We start from the raw sequence: 19800 nt of genomic DNA on the forward strand, positions 1-19800 counted from the left end.
TATATAAGTATGAAATTTATAGAATCGCTTAAAAATGTTTGGAAAATAGAAGAACTAAGAAACAGAATCATAGTAACTTTGAGTCTGTTATTAGTTTATCGTTTTGGTGCACAAGTTGTTTTACCAGGTATTGATGCTGCTCAATTAGGAGGATTAGCCGATAAAGCTGATGGAGGATTATTAGGTTTACTTAATGCCTTTACAGGTGGAGCATTTGCAAATGCTTCAGTATTTGCTCTGGGTATTATGCCATACATTTCGGCTTCTATTGTTGTACAATTAATGGGGATAGCAATTCCTTATTTACAAAAACTACAAAAAGAAGGAGCAAGTGGTCAAAAGAAAATTAATCAAATTACACGTTGGTTAACTATTTTGATATGTTTATTTCAAGCGCCAGGATATTTAGCTAGTTTGCAACCTGCCTTTGGTATACCATCTTCAGCATTTTTATTAGGTACTGGTTTTACTTTTTATTTTTCATCTGTAGTTATTTTAGTAACTGGTTGTATTTTTGCAATGTGGTTAGGTGAAAAAATAACAGATAAAGGTATTGGTAACGGTATTTCATTATTAATTATGGTTGGTATTATAGCACGTATGCCTGCATCTTTTGTTCAAAATTACGCTTCTAGAATTGAAGGTGGTGGTAATGGAGGATTGATGATGATTTTAATAGAGCTTGTAGTTTGGTTTGTTATTATTTTGGCTGCTATATTACTTATAATGGCAGTTAGAAAAATAGCTGTTCAATATGCAAGAAGAACCGCTTCAGGTGGTTACGAAAAAAGTGCTATGGCTGGTTCTAGACAATATATTCCATTAAAGCTTAATGCTTCTGGAGTTATGCCTATTATATTTGCTCAAGCAATTATGTTTGTACCAAGTTGGATTGGAGGATCTTCATTTTTAAAAGATTCTACTTTTGGAGCATGGTTACAAACAAATTATTCTGATATTTTCGGAATGGCATATAATATTACTTTCGCTTTATTAATAATTGTATTTACATATTTTTATACTGCGATTACAGTGCCAACAAATAAAATGGCAGATGATTTAAAACGTAGTGGTGGTTTTATTCCTGGAATTCGTCCAGGTTCTGAAACTTCAGAATATCTAGATAAAATAATGTCTCAAATTACTTTACCGGGTTCTATATTTTTAGCACTTATTGCTGTGTTCCCAGCATTTATAGTTAATCTTATGGGGGTTCAACAAGGTTGGGCGTTATTTTTTGGTGGTACTTCATTAATAATTTTAGTTGGAGTAGCTATAGATACTATGCAGCAAGTGAATTCTTATTTGCTAAATAGACACTATGATGGCTTGATGAAAACTGGTAAAAATAGAAAAGCAGTAGCTTAATAATATTATTATACTATGGCAAAACAAGCAGCAATAGAGCAAGACGGAACCATAATAGAAGCATTATCAAATGCAATGTTTCGTGTTGAATTAGAAAATGGTCACATTGTGACAGCACATATCTCAGGTAAAATGCGTATGCATTACATTAAGCTTTTACCAGGAGATAAAGTTAAATTAGAAATGAGTCCTTACGATTTAACGAAGGCTCGAATAACTTATAGATACTAATACGATGAAAGTAAGAGCATCAGTTAAAAAAAGAAGTGCAGATTGTAAAATCGTGCGTAGAAAAGGTAGACTTTACGTGATAAACAAGAAGAATCCTAGATTTAAACAAAGACAAGGGTAATTATGGCAAGAATTGCAGGTGTAGACATACCAAAAAACAAAAGAGGAGTGATCTCTTTAACTTATATCTATGGAATAGGTAGAAGTAGAGCAAAAGAAATTTTAGCTGAGGCTAAAGTTGATGAAAGTACAAAAGTTCAAGATTGGACCGATGACCAAATTAGTGGTATTCGTGAAGCTGTTGGAACTTTTACAATCGAAGGTGAATTACGTTCTGAAACTCAATTAAACATTAAACGTTTAATGGATATTGGGTGTTACAGAGGTATTCGTCATAGATCGGGTCTTCCTTTAAGAGGACAACGTACTAAGAACAACTCTAGAACTAGAAAAGGTAGAAGAAAAACTGTTGCTAACAAAAAGAAAGCAACTAAATAATTAAGTCATTAGTATTTAGTAGTTGGATTGAATCTGTTTGAAATGTAAAAGTTTAGGATTCTAATACTAACAACTAACAACTAGAAACTAAAATAATATGGCAAAAACAAGCACAAAAAAACGTAAAGTTATTGTAGATGCTGTTGGAGAAGCACATGTAACAGCTTCTTTCAATAACATCATAATTTCACTTACCAACAAAAAAGGAGACGTTATTTCATGGTCTTCTGCTGGTAAAATGGGGTTTAGAGGTTCTAAGAAAAACACACCTTATGCTGCTCAATTAGCTGCTGAAGATGCTGCTGCTGTAGCTCAAGAAGCTGGTTTAAAGAAAGTAAAAGTTTACGTTAAAGGACCAGGTAATGGTAGAGAATCTGCTATTCGTTCTATTCATAATGCAGGAATTGAAGTGACAGAAATTATTGACGTTACTCCATTACCTCATAATGGATGTCGTCCTCCAAAACGTAGAAGAGTATAATCTACATAAATATTAAAAGTTAATATCAACTCAATATACAGTTGGTATTAACTTTTTTATATGTAAATTTGCAAACTGAAAAAATAATTAACAAGTATCAACAAGAGATCAACGATTATCGAAGGATAAGATTAAGACCTTAATTCATAATCACTCTTAAAAACAATTTAAAATGGCAAGATATACTGGTCCTAAAACTAAAATAGCACGTAAATTTGGCGAAGCTATTTTTGGAGAAGATAAATCTTTTGAAAAAAGAAATTACCCTCCAGGTCAACACGGAAACGCTAGACGTCGTGGAAAAAAATCTGAATATGCAATTCAGTTAATGGAGAAGCAAAAAGCTAAATATACTTACGGTATTTTAGAAAGACAATTTAGAGGTTTATTTAAAAAAGCAAGAGCTGCACAAGGTATTACCGGTGAAGTTCTTTTACAACTTTGTGAGTCTAGATTAGATAACGTAGTTTTTAGAATGGGAATTGCTCCTACTAGAAGCGGTGCTAGACAATTAGTTTCTCACAGACATATTACTGTAAATGGTGAGTTGGTAAACATACCTTCTTATTCGTTAAAAGCAGGTGATGTTGTTGCTGTTAGAGAAAAATCTAAATCACTTGAAGCTATTGAAAGATCACTTTCAAATTCAAGTCAAGTTTTCGAATGGATTACTTGGAACTCAGATACAAAACAAGGAACTTATGTTTCTGTACCTGCAAGACTTCAAATTCCTGAAAACATTAACGAACAATTCATCGTCGAATTATACTCTAAATAATAAATTATTAACATTGGTATTTGGCCAAAGGGTTTATAAGTACTTCTTCAAACTTTTATACCGCGCAACCAAATAACAATTAAAACGAAGAACAATATGGCAGTATTTAATTTTCAAAAGCCCGATAAGGTAATCATGATTGATTCTACCGATTATGAAGGGAAATTCGAATTCAGACCGTTAGAACCAGGTTATGGTTTAACAGTTGGAAATGCTTTAAGAAGAGTTTTATTATCTTCATTAGAAGGATTTGCAATTACATCGGTTAGAATAGAAGGTGTAGACCATGAGTTTTCTGCAATTGCAGGAGTTGTTGAAGATGTAACAGAAATCATCTTAAACTTAAAACAAGCTCGTTTTAAAAGACAAATTGAAGATATTGATAACGAATCAATTTCTATTTCAATTTCAGGTCAAGAACAAATTACAGCTGGAGATTTTCAAAAATTTATTTCAGGATTCCAAGTATTAAATACAGAATTAGTTATCTGTAACTTAGATCCTAAAGTGAATTTTAATATGGAAATTACTATTGAAAAAGGTAGAGGATATGTTCCTGCAGAAGAAAACAAAAAAGCTTCTGCTCCAATTGGAACAATCTTTACAGATTCAATTTACACGCCTATAAAAAATGTTAAGTATAGTATTGAAAACTATCGTGTTGAACAAAAAACTGATTATGAAAAATTAGTTTTTGAAATCATTACTGATGGATCAATTACACCTCAAGATGCATTAACAGAAGGAGCTAAAACATTAATTCACCACTTCATGTTATTCTCTGATGAGCGTATCACTTTAGAAGCTGATGAAATAGCACAAACTGAAACTTATGATGAAGAATCACTTCACATGAGACAGTTGCTTAAAACTAAGTTAATCGATATGGATTTATCTGTTCGTGCACTTAACTGTTTAAAAGCTGCAGAAGTTGATACTTTAGGCGACTTAGTATCATTCAATAAAAATGATTTAATGAAATTCAGAAACTTCGGTAAGAAGTCTTTAACTGAGCTTGAAGAGCTTGTAAATGTTAAAGGTTTAAACTTCGGAATGGATTTAAGCAAATATAAATTAGATAAAGATTAATTAATCATATTTTGCTCCTCGCTAATCGAGTTTAGTAGCAAGATGATAAAACAAATGTCATGAGACACGGAAAAAAAGTAAATCACTTAGGCAGACAAACTGCTCACAGAAAAGCAATGTTAGCTAATATGGCTTGTTCTTTAATAGAACACAAACGTATTAATACAACCGTTGCTAAAGCTAAAGCATTAAAACAATTTGTTGAGCCAATGATTACTAAATCAAAAGCAGATACAACACATAACAGACGTATTGTTATGGCAAAATTAAGACAAAAAGATGCTGTAACAGAGTTGTTTAGAGATGTAGCTCCAAAGATTGCTGATAGACCAGGAGGTTATACAAGAATTATTAAACTTGGTAATCGTTTAGGTGATAATGCTGATATGGCTATGATCGAACTTGTAGATTATAATGAAATTTACAATGCAGATAAGAAAGCTAAGAAAACTACAAGAAGAAGTAGAAGAGGTGGTTCTAAACCAGCTGCTGCTCCTGTTGTAGAAACTAAAGCATCAAACGAAGAAGAATAAATGTTAATAAGCATTTAAAATATAAAGGATAAACTATTTTAGTTTATCCTTTTTTTTGTGCAATTTTGTAAAACTTTTTTAGCGAATAGATGAAATATCAAAAGAAACAAAAAGCCATCATATTATTAGCCGATGGTACTATTTTTTACGGTAAGGCAGTAGGTAATAAACAAGGAACTTCTTTTGGAGAAGTATGCTTTAATACCGGTATGACTGGATACCAAGAGATTTTTACAGATCCATCTTATTATGGACAACTAATGGTAGCAACCAATGCACATATTGGTAATTATGGAACCAATGTAGATGAAATAGAATCAGATTCTATTAAAATTGCTGGTCTTATAGTGAAAAACTTTAGCTATGAATATTCAAGAGATGCTGCTGATGGCTCTCTAGAAGATTTCTTAGATAAAAATAACCTATTAGCAATATCTGACGTAGATACTAGAGCTTTAGTAAGTTATATTAGAGATCACGGTGCTATGAATGCCGTTATATCTACAGATGTTGATAATATTGAAGGATTGAAGAAACAATTAGCCGAAGTTCCAAATATGGAAGGTTTAGAGTTGGCTTCAAAAGTATCAACAAAAGAACCTTATTATTTTGGTAATGAAAATGCTACTTATAAAGTAGCTGCTTTAGATATTGGTATTAAAAAGAACATTCTTAGAAATATAGCAGAAAGAGATGCTTACATAAAAGTGTTTCCATATAATTCTAAATTCGAAGATTTAGAAGCTTTTAACCCAGATGGGTATTTCTTATCAAATGGACCTGGAGATCCAGAACCTTTAGTAGAAGCTCAAGAAGTTGCTAAAGAAATTATAAAAAGAGATTTACCTCTGTTTGGTATTTGTCTTGGTCATCAAGTTATAGCTCGTGCAAATGGCATTTCTACTTATAAAATGCATAATGGACATAGAGGTATTAATCATCCTGTAAAAAATATGATTACAGGTAAAGGTGAAGTTACATCTCAAAATCATGGTTTTGCTGTGAATAGAGAAGAAGCTGAAGCTAATAAAGATTTAGAAATAACGCATGTGCATCTAAATGATAATACTGTAGCTGGTTTAGCTATGAAAAATAAAAATTGTTTTTCGGTACAGTATCATCCAGAAGCGAGTCCTGGACCACATGATTCATCTTATCTTTTCGATCAGTTTATAGAAAATATAAAAAATAAGTAATACTTGTAAATCCTCAAAAAAATCATTGTTTTTTGAGGATTTTCTTTACTAAAACGTTATAGACGTGTTTTTCAATATTTATTTAAAAACATCCGAAAATAAATAAGAAATAACCGTAAATTTGAAGTAATAATTAAGATTAAAATAAACAAATTATGAGTGTAATAATTAATATTCACGCTAGACAAATATTTGATTCTAGAGGAAATCCTACTGTTGAAGTAGATGTTGTAACAGAAAATGATGTATTAGGTAGAGCTGCTGTACCATCAGGAGCATCAACAGGAGAGCATGAAGCTGTCGAATTAAGAGACGGTGGAAGTGATTATATGGGTAAAGGTGTTTTAAAAGCAGTTGAGAATGTAAATTCAATTATTGCTCAAGAATTATTGGGTGTATCTGTTTTTGAACAAAATGCAATCGATCAAATAATGATTGATTTAGATGGAACACCAAACAAATCAAAATTAGGAGCCAACGCTATTTTAGGTGTTTCTTTAGCAGTTGCTAAAGCAGCAGCAGGAGAGTTAGGTTTACCATTATATCGTTATGTAGGTGGTGTATCTGCTAACACGCTTCCATTACCAATGATGAATATTATTAATGGAGGATCTCACAGTGATGCGCCAATAGCGTTTCAAGAGTTCATGATTATGCCTGTTAAAGCAAAAACTTTTACAGATGCAATGAAAATGGGTTCTGAGATTTTTCATAACCTAAAAAAGGTTCTTCATGATAGAGATTTAAGTACTGCAGTAGGAGATGAAGGTGGTTTTGCACCAAACTTAGCTGGAGGTACTGAAGATGCTCTAGATACTATAGCAAAAGCAGTTGAGAATGCAGGTTATAAATTTGGAGACGAAGTTAAAATAGCTTTAGATTGTGCTTCTGCTGAGTTTTTTGTTGATGGAAAATACGATTACAAGAAATTTGAAGGAGATGCTGGTGTTATAAGAACATCTAAAGAACAAGCTGAATATTTAGCTGAATTAGTTGCGAAATACCCAATCATTTCTATTGAAGATGGAATGGATGAAAACGACTGGGAAGGTTGGAAATATTTAACTGAATTAGTTGGAGATAAAGTACAATTAGTTGGTGATGATTTATTTGTAACTAATGTTGAGCGTTTATCTAGAGGAATTGAAGAAGGTATTGCTAATTCAATTTTAATTAAAGTAAACCAAATTGGTTCTTTAACAGAAACTATTGCAGCTGTAAACATGGCTAAAAATGCTGGTTATACTTCAGTAATGTCTCACCGTTCTGGAGAAACAGAAGATAATACTATAGCCGATTTAGCAGTAGCTTTAAACTGTGGTCAAATAAAAACAGGTTCTGCATCACGTAGTGACCGTATGGCAAAATATAACCAACTACTTCGTATTGAAGAAGAGTTAGGAGAAGTTGCTTATTTTCCACAAGAAAAAGCATTTAAAATAAAATAAGAAAATTATTTTTTAAGAAAGCGGTTATTATTTTTAATAATCGCTTTTTTTTTGCATCAATATTAATGATATGTTAATAATTAAAACCTTTGCGAATCTGTTTCTTAAATCAACACTTATTTCGTAAATTAGCGACCCACTAAACATAATAAATTTATTTAAAATATGTCAAATAATGCTTCTATAGAAATCAATGGAAAGAAACATGAGTTTCCTTTAGTCACAGGAACCGAAAATGAAGTTGCAATAGATTTTAAAACATTTAGAGCTGCTAGTGGTGGCGTTATTACTTTAGATCCTGGTTATAAAAATACAGGTTCTTGTGAAAGTGCTATTACTTTTTTAGATGGAGAAAAGGGGATTTTAAGATATAGAGGGTATTCTATTGAAGAATTAGCTGAAAAAGCTGATTTTTTAGAAGTCGCTTATCTTTTAATTTTTGGAGAACTTCCTACAAAAGAGCAAAATGATAAGTTTCATGCAGATATTAAAGCTCAATCTATTGTAGATGAAGATGTAAAAAAGATACTAGATGCCTTTCCTAAGTCAGCGCATCCAATGGGTGTTATTTCCTCTTTAACAAGTGCTTTAACAGCTTTTAATCCGTCTTCAGTTAATGTAGATTCAGAGGAAGATATGTATAAATCGGTAGTTCGATTATTAGGAAAATTTCCTGTTTTGGTAGCTTGGACCTTCCGCAAGAAAGAAGGTTTACCTCTTGATTACGGTGATAATTCTTTAGGTTATGTTGAAAACATTTTAAAGATGATGTTTAGAAAACCTAATGGAGATTATAATCAAAATAAAATTTTAGTAGACGCCTTAGATAAACTTTTAATTCTACATGCAGATCATGAGCAAAATTGTTCTACCTCAACAGTAAGAATCGTTGGGTCATCACATGCAGGGTTATTTGCATCTATTTCTGCTGGTATTTCTGCTCTTTGGGGACCACTTCATGGTGGTGCAAACCAAGCCGTTTTAGAAATGTTAGAAGCTATTAAGGAAGATGGAGGAGATACTAAAAAATATATGGCTAAAGCTAAAGATAAGGAAGACCCTTTTCGTTTAATGGGCTTTGGACACCGTGTTTATAAAAATTTCGATCCAAGAGCTAAAATAATAAAAGTAGCTGCAGATGAAGTTTTAGGTGATTTAGGTATTGAAGATCCTATTTTAGATATTGCTAAAGGTCTTGAAAAAGAAGCTTTAGAAGACCAATACTTTGTTGATAGAAAATTGTATCCTAATGTTGATTTTTATTCAGGTATCATTTACAGAGGTATGGGTATACCAACAGATATGTTTACTGTTATGTTTGCTTTAGGACGTTTGCCAGGTTGGATAGCTCAGTGGCGTGAGATGCGTTTACGTAAAGAGCCAATTGGAAGACCAAGGCAATTATATATTGGAGCAACTGAAAGATCTTTTGTGCCAATTGATGAAAGATAAATATTTTTATAAATTATATATTAAAAGCTTCATAATTATTATTATGAAGCTTTTTTTGTTTGTGTTATGTTCTTTGAAATGATTTTAATTTAATATTTAGTCGTTTTTTGGTTTTTAAATAGGATATTCTTAGTTAAATGTAAATTATATTGTTAATTGTTTAAGCAAAACGAAATATATTTTTTAGGTTTGTGCATGCTTAAATTAAATGTAAATAACGAAACCTCTAGGTTACGTACGGTTGTTTTAGGAACTGCAATAAGTAATGGTTCTACACCTAAAGTAGAAGACTGTTATGACCCTAAAAGTATTGAACATGTATTGGCAGGTACTTACCCTAAAGAAGAAGACATGATTCTTGAATTAGAAGCTGTAGCTGCTGTTTTTAAAAAATATGACGTTACTGTTTTAAGACCAGAAGTTATAGAAAATTGCAATCAAATATTTTCTAGAGACATTGCTTTTGTCATTGAAGATAAGATGTTACGGTCTAATATATTGCCTAATAGAGAAGAAGAAGTTGAAGCCATCAAGTATATTTGGGATCAAGTAAGTGAAACTAATCGTATTGTTTTACCTGAAGAGTGCCATATTGAAGGAGGCGACGTAATGCCTTGGAACGATTATATTTTTGTTGGGACTTATTCAGGTGATGATTATCCAGATTTAATAACTGCTCGCACAAATATGGATGCGGTTATTGCTATACAAGAATTGTTTCCTCATAAAATTGTTAAATCATTTGAGCTTAGAAAGTCTAATACCAATGCTAAAGAAAATGCACTACATTTAGATTGCTGTTTTCAACCAATAGGAAAAGATAAAGCTATTATCCATAAAAACGGGTTTTTGGTTGAAAGTGAATATCAATGGTTAGTTAGTTTTTTTGGAAAAGAAAACGTGTTCGAAATAGATAAAAACGAAATGTATAATATGAATAGTAATGTTTTTTCTATTTCTGAAGATGTTATTATATCAGATAAAAGTTTTATGCGTTTAAATACTTGGCTAGAACAACAAGGGTTTACGGTTGAAAAAGTGTCTTATACTGAAATTTCAAAACAAGAAGGCTTATTACGTTGTACAACGATGCCGTTAATTAGAGATTAAAAATATGCAACAAACTACAAATACTATATTAATGATTCGTCCTATTAATTTTAGGATGAATGAGCAAACTGCGGTTAATAATTATTACCAAAAGGAATTAACAGGTTTGTTACCAGCTGCTGTTAATGCAAAAACACAACAAGAATTTGATACTTATGTAGAAAAGCTTATAGGGATAGGTGTTAATGTGGTTGTGGTTGATGATACTATTGAGTTTGATACTCCCGATTCTATTTTTCCTAATAACTGGGTGTCGTTTCATGAAAATGGAACTATTGGTTTGTATCCTATGTTTGCAGAAAATAGACGTTTCGAGCGTCGAGAAGATATTCTTTTAAAATTAGAAGAAGCAGGGTTTTTAATAAATGATATTATAGATTACACAAGTGCTGAAGAAGAACATGTTTTTTTAGAAGGAACAGGAAGCCTTTTATTGGATAGAGTAAATCGTAAAGCATATTGTGCATTATCGCCTCGTGCAGATGAAGATTTATTCATTGAGTTTTGTGAAGATTTTGAATATTTTCCTGTTGTTTTTTCAGCAAATCAAACTGTAGATAATACGCGTAAAGCAATCTACCATACTAATGTTATGATGTGTTTAGGTGAAACCTTTGCAGTTGTGTGTTTAAGTAGTATTGATGATAAGAAAGAACGTAAAAATGTAATTAAACATTTAAAAGAAGACGGAAAAGAAATTATTGATATAACAGAAGATCAGGTTAATAATTTTGCTGGTAATATGTTGCAGGTGAGAGGGACTAATGATGAGTTATTTTTAATAATGAGTCAATCTGCTTATGAATCATTAACAGCTTCTCAAATACAAAAATTAGAAAAACATACTGCTATACTTTCTAGTTCTTTAAATACTATTGAAATTTGTGGTGGAGGTAGTGCAAGATGTATGATGGCAGAAGTGTTTTTACCTAAAGCTTAGCGGTCTCCATTAGGTCTAGATTTTGGTAGTTGCACATAAAATGTACTTCCTATGCCTTGAGTGCTTTCTACCCAAATTTTACCATTATTAAGCTCTATTAATTCTTTACAAATTGATAACCCTAAACCTGTACCTTTTTCGTTGTTAGTACCTATGGTAGTAAAAGAGCTATTGTTTTTAAACAACTTATCAATGTTCTCTTTAGAAATGCCAACTCCAGTATCAGCAATACTTACAATACAGCTGCCGTTACTAATGTGGTTTGCAATAGTAATCGTATCTCCATCTTTACAGAATTTTAAAGCATTGGCAAGTAAGTTTTGAACAACAATTTCAAACATACTTCTATCGCCGTAAGCAAAATCGCGAAGTGAATGATCTATTAATTCAATGCCTTTGCTTTCCATACGTTGTTCAATAAGTTTTACCTTGTCTTCAAAAACTTCTTGAATATCAAATAAAGTTGGTTTAGGTTCTAATGATTGCATTTGCGACTTAGACCAGTTTAGTAAATTGAATAACAATAATGAAGCATTATTAGCGTTTTCACTTAATTCAGGAATTAAGTTGTCAAATTCTTCTCTCGTTAAAGAACCTTCTCTAAGTAAATCTATAAAGCCATTAATAGAGGAAAGAGAGTCTTTTAAATCGTGGGATACAATAGAGAATAATTTGTCTTTTACATTATTAACATTTTCTAGGTGCTTAGTTTGTTCTAAAAATGCTTCATTTTGTAATTCAATTTTAATGTTTTTTTCTTCTAACTCTTGGGTGTATTTTATATTATTGTTTCTTTTTAAATAGATAAGAACTAAGAAGATTGAAACAATAGCTAATGCTGCTATTAATCCATAAAATATAAGTTTATATTTATTAAAGAATTCTTGATCTTCAACTTTAACTACTTTTTCTTTAGGTTGGATTAATTCTTCTTTATTAAAATTAGAATCTAATTCTAACTCATTAGATACTTTTGTTTTTGTGTCTATTGTGACAGTAGAGTTTTTGTTAAGACTGTTTTTTAAATCATAATATTTACGTTGCCAAATAAAGGCTCTGTCAAATTTACGTTTAGTAGAATCTAAAGCTTTCATTAATTTGTAATGCTTTAATAATTCTGTTTTATTATCAATTTTTTCAGCAATAGCTCCAGCTTGAAGTAATTGTCTTTCAGCCAAAATTAATCTGCTTTGTTGTAAGTTTAAATCTCCAAGATTGTTTAATACAATTAATAAATTAGCTTCATCTTTAAAGCGTGTATTTAGTGTATAGCCTTCAATCAAGTATTTGGAGGCTTTTTCATAATCGTTAAACTTTAGATATTCTCCACCAAGTTTAGGGAATATTTGGGCACGAATAGAATCATTACCGCCAATATTACCTTCTATAACTTTTTCATAATATTCAATAGCTTTTCTGTGTTCTTTTTTAATGGAATATAATTCAGCTAGTTGATTATTTGTATGACTAATTTCTAAGGTGTCATTCAGTTGTTCTTGAATTTCTAAAGCTTTTAAATTATAATCTATAGCTTGGTCGAAGTCCTTAATTTCATAAAAAGCTTTGGCAAGATTACTATAAGCTAAAGCAAGTGTGTTTTTAAGACGTCTGTTTTCTAATTCTTTAATGGCAGATAATAAGTGCTTTATTCCTTTAGTATAATTACCACGTTTAATTTCTATTAATCCAATACTATTATTTACGTTAGCAACTCCTAGGGTGTCATTTAATTGAATAAATAACTCTTTGGCTTTGTTGTAGCCACTACTAGCATTAATGTAATCATCTTTTGCAGCATAAATTAAGGCTTTGTAATACGTTATTTCGGCAATACCTTTGTTGTAGTTTAGGCTTGAAGAAAGTTTTTCACTTTGAACAATATATTTTAATGCTTTGTCGTATTCTTTAATTTCGTATAGCGATTTAATTAATTTTAAAGATGTTTCTACCTTTGTAGAATCTTGATTTTGAAAGGCTAATTGTATGGAAATACTATCTATTTCCTTAGTTTGAGAAAAACCAAAGAATATAGATAAACATGCAATAATTAAAGTAATTATTTTCCTCATACAATTATTAGTATTACAATATTTCAAACAAAATTATTTTGTCTTTATTGGAGGGAAATAAAGAAAGTTCTATTTTATACTGTAATTTATTATTAGTGTTTTTAATAAAACACAAAAAAATATAAATAGCTTTACTTAGCAAAAGTTGTAAAAAGGCTTGTTAAAATCTAATTTATAGGTTTTAATACCAAAAAATTAGATGAATGGAGAGGTCTAAATTTTGCAAAAAATCGACGAATAGATGAACGGTAAAAATCATAGGAAAACAGCACTTTTATCGATGAAATACACGCTGTTTTTTTGAATTTTAAAATATTTTTTATAGGTCATTTCTTATTGTTTTGATATTAAATTAATTATTAAAGGTATAGCCTTATTAAAATTAATTTTTATAATGAAGCATAAATAAAAGTTTTATCTTTGCTCTCTTAAAAAAGTAAAGATTAATGAGTCTTCAAGAAACCTTATCAAACCACGTAAAACAAGCTGTTTTAACAAGTTTTAATATAACATTAGATTCGGTAGAATTTCAAGCAACTCGAAAAGAATTTGCTGGAGATATTACTGTTGTTATTTTTCCAATGTTGCGTTTTGTAAAAGGGAACCCCGTACAAATAGGAGAAACCATTGGTAACTATTTAGTTGAGTTTGTAGAAGAAGTAAAAGCGTTTAACGTTGTTAAAGGTTTTTTGAATATTGAAATAAGTGATTCGTATTATATAAACTTTTTTAATAATATAAAAGAAACAGAATCTTATGGTTTTGTTTCGCCTTCAGCCGAAGAGAAAGCCATCATGGTTGAGTATTCGTCACCTAATACTAACAAACCACTTCATTTAGGACATGTTAGAAATAATCTTTTAGGATATAGTGTTGCCGAAATTTTAAAAGCATCAGGTAAAAAAGTTTATAAAACACAAATTATAAACGATCGTGGTATACATATTTGTAAAAGCATGTTGGCTTGGGAAAAGTTTGGTAATGAACAGACTCCAGAAAGTACAGGTTTAAAAGGTGATAAGTTAGTAGGTAATTACTATGTAAAGTTCGATCAAGAATATAAAAAGGAAATTCAAGATTTAATTGCTGAAGGTAAAACAGAAGAAGACGCTAAAAAGAATGCGCCATTATTATTAGAAGCGCAAAATATGCTTTTAAAATGGGAAGCAGGTGATGAAGAAGTGGTAGCGCTTTGGAAAAAAATGAACGGTTGGGTTTATGACGGGTTTGCTGAAAGTTATAAAAACTTGGGAGTAGATTTTGATACCTTATATTATGAAAGTAACACCTATTTATTAGGAAAAGAATTTGTTGCCGAAGGATTAAAAAAAGGTGTTTTTGTAAAAGAAGAAGATGGTTCTGTTTGGTGTGATTTAACTGAGGACGGACTTGATAAAAAAATAGTACTTCGTGCCGATGGTACTGCCGTTTATATGACGCAAGATATTGGTACCGCTATACAGCGTATAAAAGATTTTCCAGATGTTGGAGGTATGGTTTATACGGTTGGAAACGAACAAGATTATCATTTTCAAGTATTGTTTTTAATTCTGAAAAAATTAGGATTTGAATGGGCTGAAAATTTATATCATTTAAGTTATGGTATGGTTGATTTGCCTAGTGGAAAAATGAAAAGTAGAGAAGGTACTGTTGTTGATGCAGACGATTTAGTTGAGGAAATGGCAGGTACTGCTGGTGAGATTTCAGAAGAATTAGGAAAACTTGATGGATATACTGATGCAGAAAAGCAAGACTTATATAAAATCATCGGTTTAGGTGCTTTAAAATATTATATATTAAAAGTAGATCCTAAAAAACGTATTTTGTTCGACCCGAAAGAATCTATAGATTTTCAAGGAAACACAGGGCCTTTTATTCAATATACTTATGCTCGAATTCAATCTATTTTACGTAAAGCAAATGTAGAAGAAGCAGTTGCACAAACTGTTGAAGATTTGCCTTTACATATTAAAGAGAAAGAACTTATTAAGCAATTGCAATTGTTTCCAGAGGTTATACAAAATGCTGCAGAGAACCATAGTCCAGCATTAGTAGCAAACTATACATATGATTTAGTAAAAGAATTTAATTCTTTTTACCAAAATGTGTCGATTCTTGGTGCTGATACCGATAATGAAAAGTTACTTAGAATACAGCTTTCAAATACCGTAGCAAATACTATAAAAAACGCTTTTAGTGTTTTAGGAATTCAAGTTCCTGAAAGAATGTAGGTTTTGTTCGTTTAACGTCTAGTTATGATGGAGTGAAAATTAGAAATCACTACCAAATAAGGCTTACTTATAAACTTCATTCTATCATTGGTGTTGTTTAAAATAGTGTTTTTAGTTTAAATATTCAGTTGTAGTTTCAGGCAAACTGGTATTTCACATATTGCTTTAAATCTTCCATTCTCTATTTTATGATTCAAAGTTAATTCTGGTTACTTTAAATCTAGCATACAAATGTTCAGTCTAACTATGTTAAGTTAAACTTTAAAACAAATAACAAAAGGAGTGTGAACATGCGAGCTCAACTATTAGATTTATAAAAAAATGTACACGTCTATTAAACTAAGCTAAATTTATGCTAATTTGCACTGTGTTTTAAATTATAAATTATTGAATTGGACACTTGAATTCACGAAACCAATTACTATGATCAATTTTAAAAAAGGCATTCTATTATGTCTGTTGTTTTTTTTTACTACCATGACTGTAATAGCACATGTAGAAAAGGTGTATAGTCTAGAAGGTACTATAGGTGATCGAGAAGTAATTATGGAACTTCGAAGTGTTGAGGGGTATTATAACGGGAGATATAGTTTTCGTGATGAAAAAAAAACTATTTACATGGAGGTTGAATTTGATTCTCTTACATTCACCTTAAATTCGTTGAGATACAATTTAGAAACAAAAAAACAGGAATCATTTGAGCAGATTGTTATAACTGAAGATTCGTTTCATAATTGGTTCGGAAAACAAAGAACTCCAGGCGGTAAGGTTTGTGAGGTTTTTCTTCGACCTATTATGATAAATCAATCTAAACCCCATGCTATAAAAAATGAAGATTTTAAAAAGACATTATCACCTTATAACTATAGTCTGCTTAGTGAAATAAAATATGAATCAACATCGATTCAAAAGTTAAAAAAGGGGGTGAAAATAGAATGGCTTACTGAAACAGGATCTCAAATTAAATTATTTCGTTTCGTTGATGGATATTCTGATTCTACTATGGTTAAAATAAATAATTATCTTGAACAATTTTTTATAAAAGATATACTTAACGGTTATAATTACGAAAATTATGAAACAGAAATAAATATTCACTATGCAAGTGCATATTTACTAAGTATTGTAAAATCAATAAAAAGTAATATTAGTAACACTAAAGCAACTGATTCTATTGTTTACTTAACTCTAGATTTAAAAAATCTTAAAACATTAAATCTTGAAGATTTACTCTGGTTTGGAGAAGGAGAAGTTCCTCGAAATGGATCTCGAGAATATTTTAAATATCGAATTGATGTTTTTGAGGAAAAAATAGAGAAATATCTAAACGATTCTTATTCAAAAGAAATAAACAACTCAAAGTGTTCTTATACTAATGAAAAAACTTTTCGTTTTCCCGATTTTTATCTTTCTAAGAAAGGAATCGTTCTTATGTTAAATCATTATAAGCTTAGCGAGGAATGCAAAAAACAAACATGGGCAGTACTTCGTTACAATGATTTTCCTGATAAATGGAATCAGGTGTATTTTAAAAAAAAATAAAAGAAATCGTTTCATTTTATAATTGGTTTATAATTAAATTGACAGTACAGCTCCTGCTCCGCTAAAATACATTTTCCAATCTCTATCCCCACAAAAAAAAGCGTCAAGTTGTAAAAACCCTGTTTACAATACAAGCATATTTTATTCCAGGCCTTAGAATTAAACTTTAATTTGCGATTTTTTGGAATATTTGTAAATAATACATTTATAACAGGTAAGTACAGGACAGAATAGTGCGAAAACATAAATATTTTTATCATTATAAAATAGCTATATTCAAAACGTTTACAAATTATCAGCTAAACTAATTTGTTTCCCTGTAATAGTAGTCAATTTATTGAAACATTCAATATTATAATTACTCTTGTACTCAAAGTTATTTTTCTAGTTTAAAAGTTTATTCATGAAAACGAAACATATAATTAAAAACACCTTATTAGTTTATCATTTTACGGTTAAAAAAATATTTAAGAGCAGGTTACTTATGAGCTTGTCTTTAATTAGTGTCATTACGCTTTGGAGCTCCTCGCTTTTCGGGCAACGTTACATGGAAAACCTCGACAGAGGACTAATAGCAATGGTAACTGGTGGTAATTCTGTACTAGTAAGTTGGCGAATTCCCGGTGATGAATATGCTCAGAATGCTACCTATAATGTATACCGTGGAGGGGCACAAATTGCTTCCAATCTTAGTGTTTCAAATTATACTGATACCCAGGGATTCTTTCCTGGAGATTACAGTGTGTCTGCTGTTATTGATGGAGTAGAGCAAGCACGTTCCGAAGCTAAAAGTCGTATATCAGAATCCTTTTTTACTATTCCAGTCAGGTCGGTTAATGATGGTTACACAACTCATAATATTAATGATGCTTCTGTTGGTGATCTTGATGGAGATGGAGAATACGAAATTGTTATAAAAAGACTTTCAAATGATGAATCTCCTACCTCACCCTATAATCACTATCTTGAAGCGTATGAACTTGATGGCACATTTATGTGGGCTATCGATTTGGGACCTAATTTATTACACGCGGTTGAGGTAAACTTTTTGGTTTACGATTTTGATAACGATGGAAAAGCCGAAGTTGCTACCAGAACTTCAGATGGTATGATTGACGGTTTAGGTAATGATATTGGAGACAGAGATGAAGATGGATTTATCAATTATCGTGCTTCAGCAAAACAAAACGGCCCTTTTTGGTTCAGAACCTACGGCCCAGATTATATATCAATTTTTGATGGTATGACAGGTGCAGAAATTGCATGGGATTTCTACATAAGTTTAGCACCAATAGAACAATGGGGGCAACCAGGACAAAACCTTTCACAACTTGGTCATAGGGCTACCAAATGCATGTGGGCAGTTGCTTATCTAGATGGTGTAAATCCAAGCTTTGTAATCGGTAGAGGGATTTATGAACGCACAAAACTTGAAGCATGGCATTTTAGAGATGGTCAATTAACACAAGAATGGGCTTGGGATAGTAGTCCTAATGGTGTTGCTTCTGCTTATCATGGACAAGGAAATCATAATCTTGCTGCCGGAGATGTTGATGGTGACGGTAGAGACGAGATAACTTATGGAGGCATGACAGTTGATGAATATGGTAATGGTCTTTACTCCACCACTTTTGGTCATGGTGATGCTGCTCATTTAGCAGATATTAATCCTGATATTCCTGGTTTGGAATATTTTAGCTGTCAAGAGCATGCTGGTGGAGCAATCCCAGGTATATCAATTAGAAATGCTGAGACAGGTACAGTACAATGGGCAAATTGGTCAAGTGGTGATATTGGACGATGTATGGCTGCCGATGTAGACCCAGAATACAAAGGTATGGAAGTATGGGGCTCTGACGGTTCTGGTCTCCGTAGCTGTACAGGTCAACTTATATCAAATTCAATACCAACTACTGCGGGTAACGGATCTTCTTATAATTTTGGTGTTTGGTGGGATGATGATGTTCAACGTGAAATACTCGACAGAACTGTAATAACTAAATGGAATGGAAATGGGACCGACAGGGTAGCTTCATTATATAATATAGCACCAATTAGTGACAATAATTCTACTAAATCGAATCCTTGTCTTATGGCTGATATTTTGGGGGATTGGAGAGAAGAGGTTATATACAGGCGTACTGATAACACTGGTATGGTTGTCTTTGTTACTCCTTTCACTACTGAGCAAAGAATGTATACTTTAATGCATGATCCTAACTACAGGTCGGCTATTGCATGGCAGAACAATTCGTATAACCAGCCTCCAAATCTTGGATTTTATTTTGGAGGCGGAATGGATGCACCTCCATCTCCTAATATTCAATTGGTAAATGCAGGGGGATCGTTAGACGTGGTTCAAAAGGAAAAAACAGAGGGTGTAAATATTTATCCAAATCCTTCTAATGGGGTTTTCGAAATAAACCTACCTATATTCATGAATAATGTCAATGTCGAATTATATAATACTAATGGAGCGTTGATTTCTAAACAAAATCATGAGTTAAATGGAAGGAACTTTAAACTAGATATTGCAGATAAACCTGCTGGAATGTATTTCTTGAAAATTAATTTAACAGAACCAGTGACCCTAAAGATTATAAAAACAGATTAATTAGCTAACAAAAAGTAGTTAATTGGAGATTTTATGACACTTTTTATTTCTTTTTATGGCAGGAGATAAGTTTTTTTGAATTGACAGAATCCATCAACTGTTAAAAGAAATAATAATATTATTACTAGTGTTCTATTTATCATGAGTTTTTGAATAAGTCTTACTTTGTGGTTTTCTTCTATTATTATACTGAAACAAGTTCAGTATAATTGATTGAAAT

Annotated in this window: 17 protein-coding genes; 16 read left to right on the forward strand and 1 reads right to left on the reverse strand. The window is 31.4% G+C overall.

Features of this window, described 5'->3' with window-relative positions:
• Positions 1–9 precede the first annotated feature (9 nt).
• From secY to ctlX, 13 genes are all read left to right on the forward strand, one after another.
• The gene (gene secY, locus ACH5TW_RS12995; protein ID WP_439336933.1) at positions 10–1368 is read left to right on the forward strand and encodes a preprotein translocase subunit SecY; all 1359 of its coding nucleotides are present in this window, start codon (positions 10–12) and stop codon (positions 1366–1368) included.
• Between the two features lie 15 nt (positions 1369–1383).
• A complete protein-coding gene (gene infA, locus ACH5TW_RS13000; RefSeq protein WP_007094967.1) occupies positions 1384–1599 on the forward strand; it encodes a translation initiation factor IF-1 in 216 nt (71 codons plus the stop codon).
• A 4-nt stretch (positions 1600–1603) separates the two neighbouring features.
• Positions 1604–1720 carry a type B 50S ribosomal protein L36 gene (gene ykgO / locus ACH5TW_RS13005; protein ID WP_013305171.1) on the forward strand — a complete coding sequence of 39 codons (117 nt, stop codon included), beginning with the start codon at positions 1604–1606 and terminating at the stop codon, positions 1718–1720.
• A gap of 2 nt (positions 1721–1722) precedes the next feature.
• Positions 1723–2097 (forward strand): 30S ribosomal protein S13, encoded by a 375-nt coding sequence (rpsM, locus tag ACH5TW_RS13010; RefSeq protein ID WP_194766089.1) that lies wholly within the window; start codon positions 1723–1725, stop codon positions 2095–2097.
• 97 nt (positions 2098–2194) lie between these two features.
• Positions 2195–2578 (forward strand): 30S ribosomal protein S11, encoded by a 384-nt coding sequence (gene rpsK / locus ACH5TW_RS13015; protein ID WP_298339242.1) that lies wholly within the window; start codon positions 2195–2197, stop codon positions 2576–2578.
• Positions 2579–2750: 172 nt separating this feature from the next.
• Positions 2751–3356 carry a 30S ribosomal protein S4 gene (rpsD, locus tag ACH5TW_RS13020; protein ID WP_439336934.1) on the forward strand — a complete coding sequence of 202 codons (606 nt, stop codon included), beginning with the start codon at positions 2751–2753 and terminating at the stop codon, positions 3354–3356.
• Positions 3357–3452: 96 nt separating this feature from the next.
• Entirely contained in the window at positions 3453–4445 is a 993-nt protein-coding gene (locus tag ACH5TW_RS13025) for a DNA-directed RNA polymerase subunit alpha (protein WP_415863350.1), read from the forward strand.
• Between the two features lie 59 nt (positions 4446–4504).
• Entirely contained in the window at positions 4505–4978 is a 474-nt protein-coding gene (gene rplQ, locus ACH5TW_RS13030; protein ID WP_439336935.1) for a 50S ribosomal protein L17, read from the forward strand.
• Positions 4979–5067: 89 nt separating this feature from the next.
• Positions 5068–6174 carry a glutamine-hydrolyzing carbamoyl-phosphate synthase small subunit gene (gene carA / locus ACH5TW_RS13035; protein WP_439336936.1) on the forward strand — a complete coding sequence of 369 codons (1107 nt, stop codon included), beginning with the start codon at positions 5068–5070 and terminating at the stop codon, positions 6172–6174.
• 155 nt (positions 6175–6329) lie between these two features.
• Entirely contained in the window at positions 6330–7622 is a 1293-nt protein-coding gene (gene eno, locus ACH5TW_RS13040) for a phosphopyruvate hydratase (RefSeq protein WP_439336937.1), read from the forward strand.
• A 165-nt stretch (positions 7623–7787) separates the two neighbouring features.
• On the forward strand, positions 7788–9074 hold the full coding sequence (locus ACH5TW_RS13045; protein ID WP_439336938.1) for a citrate synthase: 1287 nt from the start codon (positions 7788–7790) through the stop codon (positions 9072–9074).
• Between the two features lie 195 nt (positions 9075–9269).
• The gene (locus ACH5TW_RS13050; protein WP_439336939.1) at positions 9270–10184 is read left to right on the forward strand and encodes a dimethylarginine dimethylaminohydrolase family protein; all 915 of its coding nucleotides are present in this window, start codon (positions 9270–9272) and stop codon (positions 10182–10184) included.
• Positions 10185–10188: 4 nt separating this feature from the next.
• Positions 10189–11124, forward strand: coding sequence for a citrulline utilization hydrolase CtlX (ctlX, locus tag ACH5TW_RS13055; RefSeq protein ID WP_439336940.1), 936 nt, complete (start codon positions 10189–10191; stop codon positions 11122–11124).
• Here the strand turns inward: ctlX and ACH5TW_RS13060 are convergent.
• Positions 11121–13193, reverse strand: a complete 2073-nt coding sequence (locus tag ACH5TW_RS13060; RefSeq protein WP_439336941.1) for a tetratricopeptide repeat-containing sensor histidine kinase — start codon at positions 13191–13193, stop codon at positions 11121–11123. The two genes, ctlX and ACH5TW_RS13060, sit on opposite strands and share 4 nt — an antisense overlap.
• A 446-nt stretch (positions 13194–13639) precedes the next feature.
• On the opposite strand from ACH5TW_RS13060, the gene argS reads away from it, so the two are divergent.
• From argS to ACH5TW_RS13075, 3 genes are all read left to right on the forward strand, one after another.
• Complete coding sequence (gene argS / locus ACH5TW_RS13065; protein ID WP_439336942.1) at positions 13640–15424, forward strand: arginine--tRNA ligase; 1785 nt, start codon at positions 13640–13642, stop codon at positions 15422–15424.
• A 423-nt stretch (positions 15425–15847) separates the two neighbouring features.
• Positions 15848–16966: a hypothetical protein gene (locus tag ACH5TW_RS13070; RefSeq protein ID WP_439336943.1), complete on the forward strand. Its 1119-nt coding sequence runs from the start codon at positions 15848–15850 to the stop codon at positions 16964–16966.
• A gap of 403 nt (positions 16967–17369) precedes the next feature.
• Positions 17370–19580 carry a rhamnogalacturonan lyase family protein gene (locus ACH5TW_RS13075; RefSeq protein WP_439336944.1) on the forward strand — a complete coding sequence of 737 codons (2211 nt, stop codon included), beginning with the start codon at positions 17370–17372 and terminating at the stop codon, positions 19578–19580.
• The last annotated feature ends 220 nt before the right edge of the window (positions 19581–19800 follow it).

It is taken from the genome of Thalassobellus sediminis (assembly GCF_044386045.1).
In the GTDB taxonomy this organism is placed as follows: Bacteria; Bacteroidota; Bacteroidia; order Flavobacteriales; family Flavobacteriaceae; genus Thalassobellus; species Thalassobellus sediminis.